This window comes from Roseococcus sp. GW821-FHT12F05 (assembly GCF_058806835.1).
This window is the reverse complement of sequence record NZ_JBXAQB010000012.1, coordinates 74,476-88,211: the sequence shown is the minus strand read 5'-3', so window position 1 is coordinate 88,211 and position 13,736 is coordinate 74,476. Positions and strand designations below refer to the sequence as shown.

Below are 13,736 nucleotides of genomic sequence, written 5' to 3'. Positions count from 1 at the left end.
CTAAGATGGCAAGAAAACGCGGCTTCTGCCATGCTCCCGGAATGCATGGCCGTATCCTGATCATCAATCCCAATTCCTCGCGCTCCTGCACCGACGGGATTGTCGAGGCCGTCGCGCCCTTCGCCGCCCCCGGGCTGCCGCGCATCGACGTGACACGGCTCGCGGACGGGCCGCCCGCCATCGTCACCTGGCGCGACTGGTTCGGCGTGGCCGAGCCGCTCTGCCGCGAGGTCGAGCGCGAGGCGGCGGACGCCTATGTCATCGGCTGCGTCAGCGATCCCGGGCTGGAGGCGGTGCGCACCGTAACCGACAGGCCGGTGCTCGGCATGTTCCGCTGCGCCGTGACGGCGGCGCTGACCCGGGCCGAGCGCTTCGGCGTCATCGGCTTCACCCAGAAGTCGCTGCCACGGCAGCGTCGGGCGCTGCAGAGCCTCGGAGTCGAGGGGCAGATGGCCGCCTGGATCCCGCTGGACCTGCCCATGGAGGTCCTCACCGATCCGGTCGCGCCGCAGGCCCGCATCGCGGCGGCCGCGCGCGAGCTGAAGGCGCAGGGGGCCGAGGTCATCGTCCTCGGCTGCGCCGGCATGGCCGGGCATGTGGGCGTGGCGGCGGAGGCGAGCGGCCTGCCGATCATCGAGCCCTGCCAGGCGGCCGCCGTGGCCGCGATCCTGGCCGTGGTGGGCGCCCGCGTGCCGTCGATGGTCGCCACGTGAGCGAGGCGCTGATCCGCCGCTACTACGCGGCCTTCAACGCGGGCGACTGGGCGGGCATGCTGGACTGCCTGACCGAGGACGTCGCGCACGACATCAACCAGGGCCGGCGCGAGCACGGGATCGAGGCCTTCCGCGCCTTCCTCGCCCGGATGGAGCGCAGCTACCGCGAGCGGATCGAGGATCTGGTCGTGATGGCGACGCCGGACGGCCACCGCGCCGCCGCCGAGTTCACCGTCCACGGCACCTACCTCACCGCCGATGCCGGGCTGCCGCGGGCGGACGGGCAGACCTATGTACTGCCGGTCGGCGCCTTCTTCTCGACCCGGGAGGGGAAGATCTCGCGGGTGACCAACTACTACAACCTGGAGAACTGGCTGGCGCAGGTGCGCATCCCGCTGCGGGAGTAGCGCCCCTACAGCCCCAGCCGCCCCCAGGCCGCGCGCTCCTCGGCCGCGTCCAGGGCGCCCGAGGCCAGCATGGCGCCGGCACCCGGCAGCAGGCTCATCGGGAAGCGCCGCTTGCGCGGGCCGATCGTCACCACCCGCACCTTCTCGCCGAAGCGGCGGCGCGCCTCACCCTGCGCGTCGCCCAGACCGTCGCAGAGGCCGAGCTCGATCGCGCGCCGGCCGATCCAGAAGCGTCCGGTGAAGAGCTCCTCCTCCGGCGCCTTGAACTTCGCGCCGCGGCGGGAGCGCACCCAGTCCTTGAACTCGATATGGAGCTGAGCGAGCAGCTCCTCCAGCCGGGCCGTGTCCTCCGGCGTCTGCGGCCGGAAAGGATCGTTGAGCGACTTCTCCGTCCCCGCCGTCCGCACGCGCCGCTCGATGCCGAGCCGCCCGATCGCCTCCTGGAAGCCGAAGCCGGCCGAGATCACGCCGATGGAACCGAGGATCGAGGCCGGGTCGGCGATGATCTCGTCGGCCGCACAGGCGATCCAGTAGCCGCCGGAGGCCGCCGCATCCTCGGTGACGGCGATCACCGGCACCTTCTTCTCCTCGGCGAGCTGCCGGATGCGGCGGGCGATCAGCGAGGACTGCACCGGCGAGCCCCCGGGCGAGTTGATCGCCAGGAAGACCGCCGATAGCCGCTTCAGCCCGAAGGCGCGCTCCAGGACGGGGTTCAAGCCCGCCGCGTTCAGCCCGCCGAAGGGGCCGGTCCGGGCGGCGATCAGCCCCTCCAGCCGGACGAGCGCGACGAGGGGTGGGCGGGAACGGAAGGGATACCACATGACGGCAAGACATGCGGGCTCGCCGCCGAGGCACAAGCCCCAGGAGGAATGCAATGGACATCAAGGACCTGCTGCTCACCACGAAGCGCATCGCGCTGGTCGGCGCCTCCGACCGGCCGGACCGGCCCTCCAACGGCGTGATGAAGTTCCTGCTGGACCGCGGCTACGACGTGACGCCCGTGAACCCGACGCTGGAAGGCCAGGAGATCCACGGCCGCAAGGTGGTGGGCCGGCTGGCCGACGCCGCGCCGCTCGACCTCGTGGACGTCTTCCGCCGGAGCGAGGACGCCGGCGGCGTGATGGACGAGGCCGTGGCGCTCGGCGCGCGCGCCGTCTGGCTGCAGCTCGGCGTGGTGAACGAGCCCGCCGCCGAGCGCGCCCGCGCCAAGGGCGTGGAGGTGGTCATGGACCGCTGCCCGGCCATCGAATGGGGGCATCTCGGCCTGCCGGCGCGCATCGGATAGATTGAGAAAAGATTACAGTTTGCACACTTCTTGAATTCTGCTTCCAATCGGGCCACGTCTCGCCCCGGAGAGGGGCCGCCTGCATCGCCCTTTCGGAGGGAAGGATCCCATGACTGACGAAGAACGCCGGATCATCACGGAGTATGTGACACGCGTCGCCGGCGCATCCCGGCCGGCACCGGCCTCCAGCGGTCCCTGGGGCGGGCGCGTCCCGCAGACCGGCCCGCAGCAGGCGCCGCTGCCGCCCGTCGAGCCCGAGGCCGACGCGCTCATCGCCGATCTCTTCAGCCGCTACCCCGAGGCGCGGTTCCGCATCACCCAGACCGCCTTCGTGCAGGAGCACGCGCTGGTCGAGGCGCAGAACCGCATCCAGCAGCTCGAATGGGAGCTGGAGAACGCGACCCGCCAGGCGCAGGCCGCGCAGAGCCGCGGCCTCTTCGGCCTCGGCGGCTCGCGCCCGGCGCCCATGCCGCCGCCGCCCCAGCCGCAGTATCCGCCGAACTACAACCCGCAGGCCATCCAGGGCGGCGGCGGCTCGGGCTTCCTCGGCACCGCGCTGACCACGGCGGCGGGCGTCGCCGGCGGCCTCGTCGTCGGCAACATGCTGATGAACGCTTTCAGCGGCAGCCATGGCGCGGCAGCCGCCGCGAGCACCGCGGCGGCCGGCGCCGGCAGCTTCGCCAATGAGGCGGTGCCGACCTCCTCGGCCTGGACCGATCCGGGCACGGCGGCCGCGGCATCCGGCTGGGGCACACAGGACGCCAGCGGCGCCGGCTACGACAGCGCCGACACGGACAACCGTGCCACCGACGCGAGCTACAACGACGACGCCTCCGGTGGCTATGACGATGGCGGCGGCGGCGACTACGACGACCAGGCCTGAGCCTGAGCGGCTCGACCGGAAGGGCGGCTTCGGCCGCCCTTTTTTTTGAACGTCCGGAGGCCGATAAGAACCGGATGCGTGTCCCCGACCTCGATCTCGACCTGCTGCGCGGCTTTGTCACCGTCGCCGAGCGCGGCGGCTTCACCTCGGCGGGGCTGGCGCTCGGCCTCACGCAATCGGCGATCAGCCTGAAAGTGAAGCGGCTCGAGGATCTGCTGGGCAAGCCGGTCTTCACCCGCGGCGCCAAGCAGGTCGCCCTGACGCGCGAGGGCGAGTCCCTGCTGGCCTATGCCCGCCGCATGCTGGCGCTGAACGAGGAAGCCGTGCGCCAATTCGTGGCGCCGCCCGTCTCGGGCCGGCTGCGCCTCGGCGTCGCGGACCACTTCGTGCCGCGGCACCTGGCGCCGACCCTGGCCCGCTTCGCCCGGACCTGGCCCGAGGTCCGCATCGAGGTCGAGGTGGGCCGCAGCCACGAGCTGCGCGCGGCATTGGCGCGCGAGGAGCTGGACCTCGTGCTCGGCAAGCGCCGCGACGGCGAGACGGAGGGCCGCGTCATCTTCACCGAGGCGGTGGTCTGGGCCGCCGGGCCGGACTTTCTGGTTCCACGCGATCGGCCGCTGCCGCTGGCGATGCTGCCGCAGGGCTGCATGTTCCGCGACCGCGCGCTGACCTCGCTGGCCCGTGCGGGGATCGGCTTCGAGGTGGTCTATACCTCGCCGAGCCTGATGGGCATCGCGGCGGCGGCGCAGGCGGGCTTCGCGGCGACGGTGATCGGCCGCACCGGCCTGCCGCATGGGCTGGTGGAGCTGGAGGGCCTGCCGCCGCTCGGGACCGCGGAGATGTGCCTGTTCGGCGACGCCGCCGGCCAGTCGCCGCTGGTCGAGCCGCTGCTGAACGACCTGCGGGCGGTGAGTTAGCGCCGGAAGCCCGCGGCCGGATGCGGCGCTTCAAGCCGAGGCCCGCCGCTGAAGAGCTTTTCGCGGTAGGTGCCCGGCGCATAGGCGCGCTTGTAGGCCCCGCGCTCCTGGAGCGCCGGGACGAGTTGGTCCACGACCTCCCCCAGGCATTCGGGGAAGACGGTGCGCGAGAGGTTGAAGCCGTCGGCGCCGGTGGCCTCGGCATATTCCATCAGCCGGTCGGCGATGTCAGCGACACTGCCCACCATGGGCTTTTGGCGGCTGCCGAGGATGAACTGGTCGATGAGGCCGCGCTTGGTGAAGGCCGGGCCTGTTGCGCGCCGCATCGCCGCGACATTGGACTGGATGGCATTGCCCGGGCCGGCCTCGATGGGCTCGTCCATGCCGTAGTGGCCGAAATCGATGCCGAGCGAGGCGCTCGCATGCGCCAGCGCACCCTCGACGCTGGAATGGCGGCGGTATTCGGCGAGCTTTTCCTCGGCTTCGCCCTCGGTTCGACCCATGACGAGCGTGGCCCCGACGAAGACACGCAGCTCGCGCGGCACGGCCAGCGCGCGCAGCTCCGCGATTGTACGGGCCACATCCGCCGCCGGTCCGCCGTTCAGGAAGACGCATTCCGCATGCCGCGCTGCGAAGGCCTTGCCGCGCGTCGAGGCGCCCGCTTGGTAGAGCACGGGCGTGCGCTGCGGTGAGGGCTCACAGAGGTGGTAAGCGTCGATCCGGTATTGCGCGCCCTCGTGCCGGATGCGCCGGACGGCGGCGGGGTCGGCATAGCGCCCGGCCACGCGGTCATGCAGCACGGCGCCTTCGCCCCAGCTTTCTTCCCAGAGGCGGTAGACGACCTCCATGTATTCCTCGGCGAGGTCGTAGCGGTCATCGTGCCGCATCTGCCGTTCCAGCCCCATCGCGCGCGCCGCGCTGTCGAGGTAGCCGGTCACGACGTTCCAGCCGATGCGGCCGCCGGTCAGATGGTCCAGCGTGCTCATCCGCCGCGCGAAGAGATAGGGCGCCTCGTAGGAGAGGTTGGCGGTGATGCCGAAGCCGAGCTCGCGCGTCACCGCGGCCATGGCAGGCACGACCATCGCCGGGTCGAGCAGCGGCACCTGCGCCGCGCTGCGGATCGCCGCATCGGCCGAGCCGTCCAGCACGTCGTAGATGCCGAGCACATCGGCCAGGAACAGCCCGTCGAACAGCCCGCGCTCCAGCAGCCGCGCGAGGTCTAGCCAGTGGTCCATCCGCCTGTAGTCCGCGCTGGTGTCGCGCGGATGCGTCCACATCCCCTGCTGGATGTGGCCGACGCAGGCCATGTCGAAGGCGTTCAGGCGAATCTCGCGGGGCATGCGGCGCATCCTGCGCGCGGCGCCGCTGCCTCTCAAGCCGAGAGGCGCTGCGGCTCCGCCAGGCCATAGACGCCGCGCTCCGCCCCGCGCGCCGCCAGCACGTTGGTGATGCCGATCGCCGTCTCCGCCGCGCCGAGATAGAGCGAGCCGTCGGCCGCCAGCTGCTGCGCCAGGCCGCGCAGCACGCGCGCCTTGGTCGGCACGTCGAAATAGATAAGCACGTTGCGGCAGAAGATCACGTCGAAGCGACCGAGGCCGCGCAGGTCGCCCAACAGGTTGGCCTTCTCGAAGCGGCAGGGCGCCGCGACCTCCGGCCGGATGCGCCAGCGTCCCTCCTCCTGCGTGAAGCGCTTCATCAGCGTGCGGATGGGCATGCCGCGCTGCACCTCGAACTGGGTGAAGATTCCGGCGCGCGCGCGCTCCAGCACGGCCGCGGTGATGTCCGTGCCGAGGATCTCCACCCGCCGCGTCCGGAAGCCCGGATCGGCATCCCCCAGCTCGGCCAGGATGATCGCGATGGAATAGGCCTCCTGCCCCGTCGAGCAGGCCGCCGACCAGATGCGCAACGGCTGCCCCGCCGGGCGCACCGCGTGCAGCGCCGGCAGCAGCACCCGCAGATGCTCGAAGGGGCGGCCGTCCCGGAAGAAGCTGCTCTCGTTGGTGGTGAGGAGCTCGGTCATCTCCTGCGCCAGCGCATCGCCGCGCGGCGCCTTCAGCCGGGCCGCGAGCGCGTCGAGATCGCGCATGGCCTCGCGCTTCAGCAGTGGCGCGAGCCGTGTCTCCAGCATGTAGTGCTGATCGGGCCCGATAATGCCGCCGGACCGCGACTTTACGATGCCTGCAAGGAACTCGAAGGTCGAAGCGATCAATTGCGCCTCCCGCACAAGCCGGCGAGGGCGTCGCCCAGCGATTCGGGCGTGCCCTGCTCGGCGGCGAGGCCGGCGCGCGCGACGGCGCCCGGCATGCCCCAGACCACGGAGGACGCCTCGTCCTGCGCCCAGGCCAGGCCGCCCGCCTGCACGACGGCACGGCAGCCCGCGAGCCCATCATGCCCCATCCCCGTGAGAATCACGGCCTGCACCGAGCGCCCATAGGCGGCGACGAGGCTGCGCAGCGTGGGGTCCACGGCTGGCCGGCAGAAATTCTCCGGCGGCGCGTCGGAAAGATGCAGCGAGACCTGGTCACCGTCGACCTTCGCCAGGAGATGCCGGTCCCCGGGCGCCAGGAAGATGCGTCCGGCTTCCAGCACATCGCCCTCCCGGGCCTCGGTCACGCGCGGCCCGCCGAGCGTGTCGAGATGCTGCGCGAGCATCGCGGTGAAGCCCCGGGGCATGTGCTGCACGATCACCATCGGCACCGCGATCTGCCGCGGCAGCCGCCGCACCAGCGCCGCCAGCGCCTGCGGCCCCCCTGTGGAGCTGCCGATGCAGACGACCTTCGGCAGGGCGCCCCGCGCCGGAGGGCGCGCTGCCATGACCGGCGGCCGCGCCGGCACCGCGGCCGGCTTCTGCCGGAGCCGCGCCCAGCCCTTCACCTTGGCCAGCAGCTCGCCGCGGAAATGCGGATCGGCCAGCCCGCCGCCCGCGGCCCCCGGCTTGGGGATGTAGTCCGAGGCCCCGGCGCGCAACGCGGCCATGGTCGCGCCGGCGCCGCGCTGGGTCAGCGCGCTGGCGACGATGACGACAGGCCGCGGCTCGCGCTTCAGGATCAGCGGCAGCGCCGTCATCCCATCCATGACAGGCATCTCGAGGTCCAGCAGCACGACCTGCGCGCGCTCCAACGGCGAGGAGTTGTCCAGCGCCGCCAGCGCCTGCGCGCCGTCGCCGACACGCGCCACGATCTGGATGCCCGGATCGGATTCCAGCAGCCGCCCGAGCGCTGAGCGCACTGTGGAACTGTCGTCGCACAGCATCACCCGCAGCTTGGGGGGCGGGATGATGCTCATGCGGCCAGCAATCCGACCTGCGCCAGCTTGCCGCAGAGAATCTCCTCGTCGAATGGCTTCATCACATATTCCTGCGCGCCGGCCTCCAACCCTTCGAGGATCCGCTCGGCACCCGATTCCGTCGTGCACATCACCACCACCGGATCATCCGGCCCGAATTCCGCCCGCAGCGCGCGGAGGAAGCCTATGCCATCCAGCACCGGCATGTTGCGGTCGAGCAGGACGGCACGCGGCATCTCGCTGCGGCAGGCGTCGAGCGCCTGCTGGCCGTCTTCCGCCTCTCGCACGACAAAGCCGTGCCGCTCCAGGATGCGGCGCGCGACCTTGCGCACCACGCCGCTGTCATCCACCACGAGGCAGGTGCCGTTGGACATCGGACGCTCCCTCAGGCCCCGAGCGCCAGCAGCCGCTCGACGTCGAGCAGGACCAGAAGCTTGTCGCCCTGGCGATGCACGCCGAGCGAGAACTCGCGCCAGGAGGCGTCCAGCGTCGGCGGGTTGGGCGACCGCTCCTCGGCATTGAGCGAAAGCACCTCGCCCACCTGGTCCGCCAGCAGGCTGTAGAGCTCGCCACCGACCTCGACCACCACGGACATCGCCCCCTTGCCGGCCTCGCGCGGCGGCAATCCGAGGCGGCTGCGCAGCTCCACTGCCGTCACGATCCGGCCGCGCAGGTTGAGGCTGCCCGCCACCTCGCGCGGCGCCAGGGGAATCCGGGTGATCACCTGCACGCCGAGCACGTCGCGCACGGAGAGGACGGGGACGCCGCAGAGCTGGCCCGCGACGGTCAGCGTCAGCATCATGCCGGCCGCGTCGGCGCTGAAGGCGCCGGCCGCGGCACGGGACTCGGTCCTGGAGGTCTGGGTGGCGTTCATGGATGGCTTCCTTGATCAGCGCGCGAGGGCCGGCTGCAGGCACTGCCGCAGGCTGAGAAGCAGGGCCTCGCGGTCGAATTTGGCGATGTAGTCGCTGAAGCCGGCCGCGCGGCCGCGCTCCACGTCGCGCGGCTCCGACCGGCCGGAGAGCGCGATCATCGGCAGGTCGGCCCAGATGCCGCCCTCACGCACCGCGCGGGCCAGGCCGAAGCCGTCCAGCTCGGGCATGTTGATGTCGGAGACGATCACGTCGAAGACCTCGCCCGCGTCGCGCAGGCGCAGCGCCTCCCGGCCATGGCCGACGGTCGTGACGTCGTAGCCCGCGGCGATCACCGAGGGGACGATGAGGTTGCGGAAGAAGTCGCTGTCCTCGACGACCAGCACGCTCGGCCGGCCGCCGCCGGCCGCCATCGGCTCGAACCAGTCCGCCTGGCCCTGCTTGAGCCAGAAGGCCGTGTCCAGGATCTCCGTCACCTTGCCGGCCACGACGCAGCTGCCGAGGAAGCCGGGGCGGACGCCGGCCGCGTCCATGTCGAGCGAGGCGTCCACCACGTCGAGGATCTCGTCCACCATCAGGCCCATGGACCGCTCGCCGTCGCCGAAGACGAGCACCGCCTGGCTGCCGGATTCGGGCAGGGCCATGAAGCCGTGCAGGGGCACGAGCGGCATCAGGCTGTCGCGGTACTGCACCACGAGGCTGTCACCCGCCTGCTCGATGCGCCCGATCTCCAGGTTCTCCAGCCGGGCGACGAGCGAGAGCGGCACCGCCTTGGGCGCGCCCTCCCCGGCCCGGAAAAGCAGCAGCGAGGTGTTGCGGCTCAGCCCGCGGCTGCTCTGGCCCTGCGCCTGCATCGCGGCATTGTCCGAGGCGGTCTCGACGCCGAGGCCGGTCGCTCGGGCGATCCCGTTGGGGTCGAGGATCATGATCACGCTGCCGTCGCCGAGGATCGTGTTGCCGGAGAACATGGTGATGTGCCGCAGGATCGGCGCCACCGGCTTCACCACGATCTCCTCCGTGTCGAAGACCCGGTCCACCACGATGCCGAAGAGCTGCGAGCCCACCTGCGTCACCACCACGAAGCTCTCGGCGTCGGGCTCGTCCGTCTCCGTCTCGAGGCGCAGCAGCCGCTTCAGCGGGATGAGTGGCAGGAGCTGGTCGCGCAGGCGCATCACCGGCGCCTCCTTGATCAGTTCCACCTTCGGCCCGTCGCCCGGGCCCACGCGCACCAGCTCCAGGACGCCGGCCTGCGGGATGGCGAAGCGCTCGCCGCCCGCCTCCACGATGAGCGCCGCGGCGATGGCCAGGGTCAGCGGAATCTTGATGGTGAAGGTGGTGCCGCGGTGCTCGCGCGAGCGGAGGTCCACGATGCCGCCGATGCGCTCGATATTGGTCTTCACCACATCCATGCCGACGCCGCGGCCGGAGACCGAGGTCACCTCGGCCGCCGTCGAGAAGCCAGCCCGGAAGATGAAGCGGTGGATCTCGCGCTCGTTCATCGTGGCAAGCTCCGCCTCCGTCGCGAGGCCCTGCGACACGACCTTGGCCTTGATCCGCTCCGTGTTCAGCCCGCGCCCATCGTCGCCGATCTCCAGCACGATGTGACCGCCCTCGTGGAAGGCGTTGAGCAGGATGCGCCCGGTCTCGCCCTTGCCGGCGGCGCGGCGCTGCTCGGGCGTCTCCAGCCCATGATCCGCGCTGTTACGGACCATGTGCGTCAGCGGATCCTTGATGAGCTCCATCACCTGGCGGTCCAGCTCGGTGTCCGCGCCGCGCATGTCGAGCTCGATGCGCTTGCCGAGATCGTTGGAGAGGTCGCGCACCAGCCGCGGCAGCTTGGCCCAGGCATTGCCGATCGGCTGCATGCGCGTCTTCATCACGCCGTCCTGCAGGTCCGAGGTGATCTGCGACAGGCGCTGCAGCGGCACGGCGAAGGCCGCATTCTCCTCGGAGCGGGCGAGCTGCAGGAGCTGGTTGCGCGTCAGCACCAGCTCGCTGACCAGGACCATCAGGTCCTCCAGCACATCCACCGCGACGCGGATGGTCTGCGGTGCGTTGCCGCCGCCGGCGGTCACCTCCGGCGCGGCTTCGGGCTGCGGCGCGGCGGGAGCCTCGACGACGGCCGGCACCTCCGGGACCACGGGCGCCAGCGCCGCGACGGCGGGGGTGGGCGCCGCTTCCTTCGGCGCCTCGCCGGCGGCCGCGGCGTCCAGGGCGGCCTTCAGCGGCGCGTCGTCGCCGGTGGGCTCGCTGCCCGTCGCCTCCAGCCCGGCGACGATCTGCTTGATCCGATCCGCCGCGGACAGGATCAGCGTGATGCCACCCTGCGTCACCGCCAGGGTGCCGTCGCGCCAGAGGCCCAGCACGTTCTCGGCGGCATGCGCGACGCCCTCGAGACGCGGCAGGCCCAGGAAGCCGCAGGTGCCCTTGATCGTATGGACCGTCCGGAAGACCTCCGACAGGACCGCGCTGTTCGAGGGATTCCGCTCCAGCTGCAGCAGCGCGGCGTCCAGGCTGGCGAGCCCCTCGTTCGTTTCGGTCAGGAAATCGGCGAGCAGGTCGTCCATCGGCGGTCCCTTCGAATACGTCGCCCGATCGGGGGCGTCGTCTCGCAGGATGGGCCGCGGGTTCCGAAGAAAGAGTAAAGGCGGCGCCGGAATTCGCGCCGCAATTTGCAATGCGGGGCGAGAATCAGCCCCCCATCAGCAACGGCGGGATGGCCACTCCGGCCGAAAGGGCCAGGCCAAGCTCGACACCCTCGGCCTCCGCCTGGGCCACGACCCAGGGCGCCAGCACGCGACGCGGCCCTTCGGCGATCGCCATCTCCATACTGCCGCCGGAGAGAAGCTGGATCAGCGTCGGCGACCATTCGGCGTCGCGCCCCTCGGGCAGCAGCGCCACGGAACCGCCGGGATCGCGCGAGATCCGCACGATCCCGCCGCGCGGCAGCGCCTCCGCGGCCAGCAGCGCGGCCGAAAGCACCAGCCGGACGCGGCCAGGCTGGAGCTGCGCCGCGGCCGCCGCCATGTCGAACCGCACGCGATGGGCCATGGGCGCGCCCAGCAGCAGCGGCGCGAGCTCGCCCCAGGCCAGCTCGTCGCTGGAGCCGAAGGCCGCGGAGAAGAGCTTCAGCCGCGCCCCCAGCTCCTCCGTGGTCTCGGTCAGGATCTCGTGCGCCGCGGGGTCGGCGGCCTGGGGCAACAGGGCGGTGATGCTGGCGACCGGCGATCCCAGGTCGTGGCAGATCCGTGAGGCAAGCAGCTCCGCGAGGCGCGGGTCGGTCGACATGAACTGGTTCTCTCTCATCTGGACGGGCTCCGGAGGGCGGCCCAAGCAACGCATTCCAGCGCAAGATCCGGGCCAGATTTCCGGCCGGCACCTTGCGACCGTGCCATTCCCTCCTAGCCCCGCGATGGTTGCCGGATTCTTTAGCTCCCTGGACAGCTTATGCGCCGCCCGGCGCCCGCGGGCATCTTCCCTCCGCCCGCCGATTGCAGTTCAAAGGATCGGGAAACGGAGGAAGCCAGGGGTGAGCGAGATCGAGCCGGGGATGCGCGTGCGCCACCCCGACCGGCCGGATTGGGGCCTCGGCCAGGTGCAGTCGGTCATCGGCAACCGCGTCACGGTGAATTTCGAGCACGCCGGAAAGCTGCTGCTGAACCTCGCGGTGGTCACGCTGGAGCAGGTCGAGGATTGAGCGATTTTCTCGCCACGGTCCTGGCGCTGCCGGGCAGCTGGCAGCTCTGGGCTGCCCTCCTCGCCACCGCCATCGCCGGACTGATGCGCGGCTATGCCGGCTTCGGCACCGCGATCATCCTCGCCCCCGTCTATTCGGCGCTCTGGGAGCCGCGCAACGGCGTGCCCGTGGTGCTGCTCATGGAGCTGGTGATCTCGCTGCAGCTCCTGCCGCGCGCCTTCAAGGACGCCGACCGCCGCGTGATCCTGCCGATCGGCGGTGCCGCCTGCCTGGCGACGCCTATCGGCACCTTCGTCCTGCTCTCGGCCGATCCGGACCTGCTGCGCCGCTTCATCGGCGGCTTCGTGCTGGTCTTCGGCGCGCTGCTGATGTCGGGCTGGCGGTATCACGGCAGCCGGCCGCTGCCGCTGAACCTCGCCGTCGGCACCTCCGCGGGCCTGCTGAAGGGCGCCACGGGCATGAGCGGCCCGCCGGTGATCCTCTACCTCCTCTCCGGTCCCGAGGAGGCGCGGCAGCACCGCGCGAACCTGATCCTCTTTTTTGGGCTGATCGCCATCGTCTCCGTGCTGGGGCCGGCCCTGGGCGGGCTGTTCACCCTGGCCGTGCTGGCGAAGCTGGTCTGGATCCTGCCGGTGCAGATCCTCTGCGTCCGGATCGGGACCGGGCTGTTCCACGTGATCCCGATCCGCCTCTACAAGCCCTTCGCGCTGGCCGTGCTGCTCGCCAGCGGAAGCTTCGCGTTGCTCGTTTGATGCCCTCAGACGGCGGGCGGCCGCGGCCTTGCCTTCGCCGCGCCACTGGCGCGCCAGGCCGGGAAGCGGAGTGGGCGGCGCCGGCCGCTGTGCGGCCGGAACGCTGGCCGGGAACGCCTTGCTCTCGATATTTTTGCCCGACTATAACGGCGGCATGATCCAGCTCAGCGCCGAGGAATGGCAGGCGGTCCGCCTCAGCCTCGATGTCGCCTCCCGCTCCGTGCTGGTCTCGCTGCTGCCCGCGATCGGCATCGCCTGGCTCCTGACACGCGGGCGCTTCCCCGGCCGCTTCCTGCTCGACGCCTTCGTGCACCTGCCGCTGGTCGTGCCGCCGGTGGTGGTGGGCTGGGCGCTGCTGCTGCTTTTCGGCGTGCGCGGGCCCATCGGCGCGCCGCTGATGGAGTGGTTCGGCATCCGCCTGGTCTTCACCACCGAGGGCGCGGCGCTTGCCACCGCCGTCATGTCCTTCCCGCTGATCGTGCGCGCGGTGCGGCTCGGGCTGGAGCAGGTGGACCCGAGGCTCGAGGCCGCAGCGAGCACGCTGGGCGCGCGGCCGATCGACCGCTTCCTCACCGTCACCCTGCCACTGATGTCGCCGGGCATCCTGGCCGGCGCGGTCACGGCCTTCGCCGCCGGGCTCGGCGAGTTCGGCGCCGTCATCACCTTCGCGTCCAACATTCCCGGCGAGACGCAGACCCTGCCGCTCGCGATCTACGCCGCCACCCAGACCGCCGGCGGCGAGGCGACGGCAGCGAGGCTCGCGCTCGTCTCCTTCACGCTGGCCATGTGCGGCCTGATGCTGGCCGAGCTCATCGCGCGGCGCATGCACCGGCTGCTGGGGCGCTTCTGATGCTGAAGCGTGACGACCGGAGGCGCGAAGGCGCCGCAGGCCTGAATCACGCGCCAGGAACAAAGGCGGCCAGGC

The 13,736-nt window shown here is 71.4% G+C and carries 16 protein-coding genes; 8 read left to right on the top strand and 8 right to left on the bottom strand.

What is annotated here, in order from left to right; translation table 11 throughout:
- Positions 1–41 precede the first annotated feature (41 nt).
- Both AC1ROY_RS24335 and AC1ROY_RS24330 read left to right on the top strand, forming a co-directional pair.
- Positions 42–713: an aspartate/glutamate racemase family protein gene (locus tag AC1ROY_RS24335; protein ID WP_493151494.1), complete on the top strand. Its 672-nt coding sequence runs from the start codon at positions 42–44 to the stop codon at positions 711–713.
- Positions 710–1,120, top strand: coding sequence for a ketosteroid isomerase-related protein (locus tag AC1ROY_RS24330; RefSeq protein WP_493151493.1), 411 nt, complete (start codon positions 710–712; stop codon positions 1,118–1,120). The genes AC1ROY_RS24335 and AC1ROY_RS24330 overlap by 4 nt, the downstream gene beginning before the upstream one ends.
- A 5-nt stretch (positions 1,121–1,125) precedes the next feature.
- Here the strand turns inward: AC1ROY_RS24330 and AC1ROY_RS24325 are convergent, their stop codons facing one another.
- Positions 1,126–1,941: a S49 family peptidase gene (locus AC1ROY_RS24325; protein WP_493151492.1), complete on the bottom strand. Its 816-nt coding sequence runs from the start codon at positions 1,939–1,941 to the stop codon at positions 1,126–1,128.
- A gap of 53 nt (positions 1,942–1,994) precedes the next feature.
- On the opposite strand from AC1ROY_RS24325, the gene AC1ROY_RS24320 reads away from it, so the two are divergent.
- The 3 genes from AC1ROY_RS24320 (at position 1,995) to AC1ROY_RS24310 (ending at position 4,205) form a co-directional block, all read left to right on the top strand.
- Entirely contained in the window at positions 1,995–2,405 is a 411-nt protein-coding gene (locus tag AC1ROY_RS24320) for a CoA-binding protein (RefSeq protein ID WP_493151491.1), read from the top strand.
- A 109-nt stretch (positions 2,406–2,514) separates the two neighbouring features.
- Entirely contained in the window at positions 2,515–3,288 is a 774-nt protein-coding gene (locus AC1ROY_RS24315) for a DUF2076 domain-containing protein (protein ID WP_493151490.1), read from the top strand.
- Between the two features lie 74 nt (positions 3,289–3,362).
- Positions 3,363–4,205, top strand: a complete 843-nt coding sequence (locus AC1ROY_RS24310; protein ID WP_493151489.1) for a LysR substrate-binding domain-containing protein — start codon at positions 3,363–3,365, stop codon at positions 4,203–4,205.
- Here AC1ROY_RS24310 and AC1ROY_RS24305 read toward each other — a convergent pair.
- The 7 genes from AC1ROY_RS24305 to AC1ROY_RS24275 form a co-directional block, all read right to left on the bottom strand.
- Complete coding sequence (locus tag AC1ROY_RS24305; RefSeq protein WP_493151488.1) at positions 4,202–5,545, bottom strand: LLM class flavin-dependent oxidoreductase; 1,344 nt, start codon at positions 5,543–5,545, stop codon at positions 4,202–4,204. The genes AC1ROY_RS24310 and AC1ROY_RS24305 overlap by 4 nt on opposite strands.
- 32 nt (positions 5,546–5,577) lie before the next feature.
- Positions 5,578–6,414, bottom strand: a complete 837-nt coding sequence (locus AC1ROY_RS24300; RefSeq protein WP_493151487.1) for a CheR family methyltransferase — start codon at positions 6,412–6,414, stop codon at positions 5,578–5,580.
- Positions 6,411–7,490: a chemotaxis-specific protein-glutamate methyltransferase CheB gene (cheB, locus tag AC1ROY_RS24295; protein WP_493151486.1), complete on the bottom strand. Its 1,080-nt coding sequence runs from the start codon at positions 7,488–7,490 to the stop codon at positions 6,411–6,413. Before cheB ends, AC1ROY_RS24300 begins: the two co-directional genes overlap by 4 nt.
- The gene (locus AC1ROY_RS24290) at positions 7,487–7,864 is read right to left on the bottom strand and encodes a response regulator (RefSeq protein ID WP_493151485.1); all 378 of its coding nucleotides are present in this window, start codon (positions 7,862–7,864) and stop codon (positions 7,487–7,489) included. The genes cheB and AC1ROY_RS24290 overlap by 4 nt, the downstream gene beginning before the upstream one ends.
- An 11-nt stretch (positions 7,865–7,875) precedes the next feature.
- Entirely contained in the window at positions 7,876–8,364 is a 489-nt protein-coding gene (locus AC1ROY_RS24285; RefSeq protein ID WP_493151484.1) for a chemotaxis protein CheW, read from the bottom strand.
- A 15-nt stretch (positions 8,365–8,379) separates the two neighbouring features.
- Entirely contained in the window at positions 8,380–10,929 is a 2,550-nt protein-coding gene (locus tag AC1ROY_RS24280; RefSeq protein WP_493151483.1) for a hybrid sensor histidine kinase/response regulator, read from the bottom strand.
- 124 nt (positions 10,930–11,053) lie between these two features.
- Complete coding sequence (locus AC1ROY_RS24275; protein WP_493151482.1) at positions 11,054–11,668, bottom strand: histidine phosphotransferase family protein; 615 nt, start codon at positions 11,666–11,668, stop codon at positions 11,054–11,056.
- Between the two features lie 223 nt (positions 11,669–11,891).
- Between AC1ROY_RS24275 and AC1ROY_RS24270 the strand changes: the two genes are divergently transcribed.
- From AC1ROY_RS24270 to modB, 3 genes are all read left to right on the top strand, one after another.
- Complete coding sequence (locus AC1ROY_RS24270; RefSeq protein WP_493151481.1) at positions 11,892–12,059, top strand: DUF3553 domain-containing protein; 168 nt, start codon at positions 11,892–11,894, stop codon at positions 12,057–12,059.
- Positions 12,056–12,811 (top strand): sulfite exporter TauE/SafE family protein, encoded by a 756-nt coding sequence (locus AC1ROY_RS24265; protein WP_493151480.1) that lies wholly within the window; start codon positions 12,056–12,058, stop codon positions 12,809–12,811. The genes AC1ROY_RS24270 and AC1ROY_RS24265 overlap by 4 nt, the downstream gene beginning before the upstream one ends.
- Before the next feature lie 154 nt (positions 12,812–12,965).
- A complete protein-coding gene (gene modB, locus AC1ROY_RS24260) occupies positions 12,966–13,661 on the top strand; it encodes a molybdate ABC transporter permease subunit (RefSeq protein ID WP_493151479.1) in 696 nt (231 codons plus the stop codon).
- Positions 13,662–13,736: the final 75 nt, after the last annotated feature.

Coding starts and splice junctions, on each gene's coding strand:
- AC1ROY_RS24335 (WP_493151494.1), top strand. CDS start 42: ATGCATGGCCGTATCCTGATCATCAATCCCAATTCCTCGCGCTCCTGC.
- AC1ROY_RS24325 (WP_493151492.1), bottom strand. CDS start 1,941: ATGTGGTATCCCTTCCGTTCCCGCCCACCCCTCGTCGCGCTCGTCCGG.
- AC1ROY_RS24320 (WP_493151491.1), top strand. CDS start 1,995: ATGGACATCAAGGACCTGCTGCTCACCACGAAGCGCATCGCGCTGGTC.
- AC1ROY_RS24315 (WP_493151490.1), top strand. CDS start 2,515: ATGACTGACGAAGAACGCCGGATCATCACGGAGTATGTGACACGCGTC.
- AC1ROY_RS24310 (WP_493151489.1), top strand. CDS start 3,363: ATGCGTGTCCCCGACCTCGATCTCGACCTGCTGCGCGGCTTTGTCACC.
- AC1ROY_RS24305 (WP_493151488.1), bottom strand. CDS start 5,545: ATGCCCCGCGAGATTCGCCTGAACGCCTTCGACATGGCCTGCGTCGGC.
- cheB (WP_493151486.1), bottom strand. CDS start 7,490: ATGAGCATCATCCCGCCCCCCAAGCTGCGGGTGATGCTGTGCGACGAC.
- AC1ROY_RS24290 (WP_493151485.1), bottom strand. CDS start 7,864: ATGTCCAACGGCACCTGCCTCGTGGTGGATGACAGCGGCGTGGTGCGC.
- AC1ROY_RS24285 (WP_493151484.1), bottom strand. CDS start 8,364: ATGAACGCCACCCAGACCTCCAGGACCGAGTCCCGTGCCGCGGCCGGC.
- AC1ROY_RS24280 (WP_493151483.1), bottom strand. CDS start 10,929: ATGGACGACCTGCTCGCCGATTTCCTGACCGAAACGAACGAGGGGCTC.
- AC1ROY_RS24275 (WP_493151482.1), bottom strand. CDS start 11,668: ATGAGAGAGAACCAGTTCATGTCGACCGACCCGCGCCTCGCGGAGCTG.
- modB (WP_493151479.1), top strand. CDS start 12,966: ATGATCCAGCTCAGCGCCGAGGAATGGCAGGCGGTCCGCCTCAGCCTC.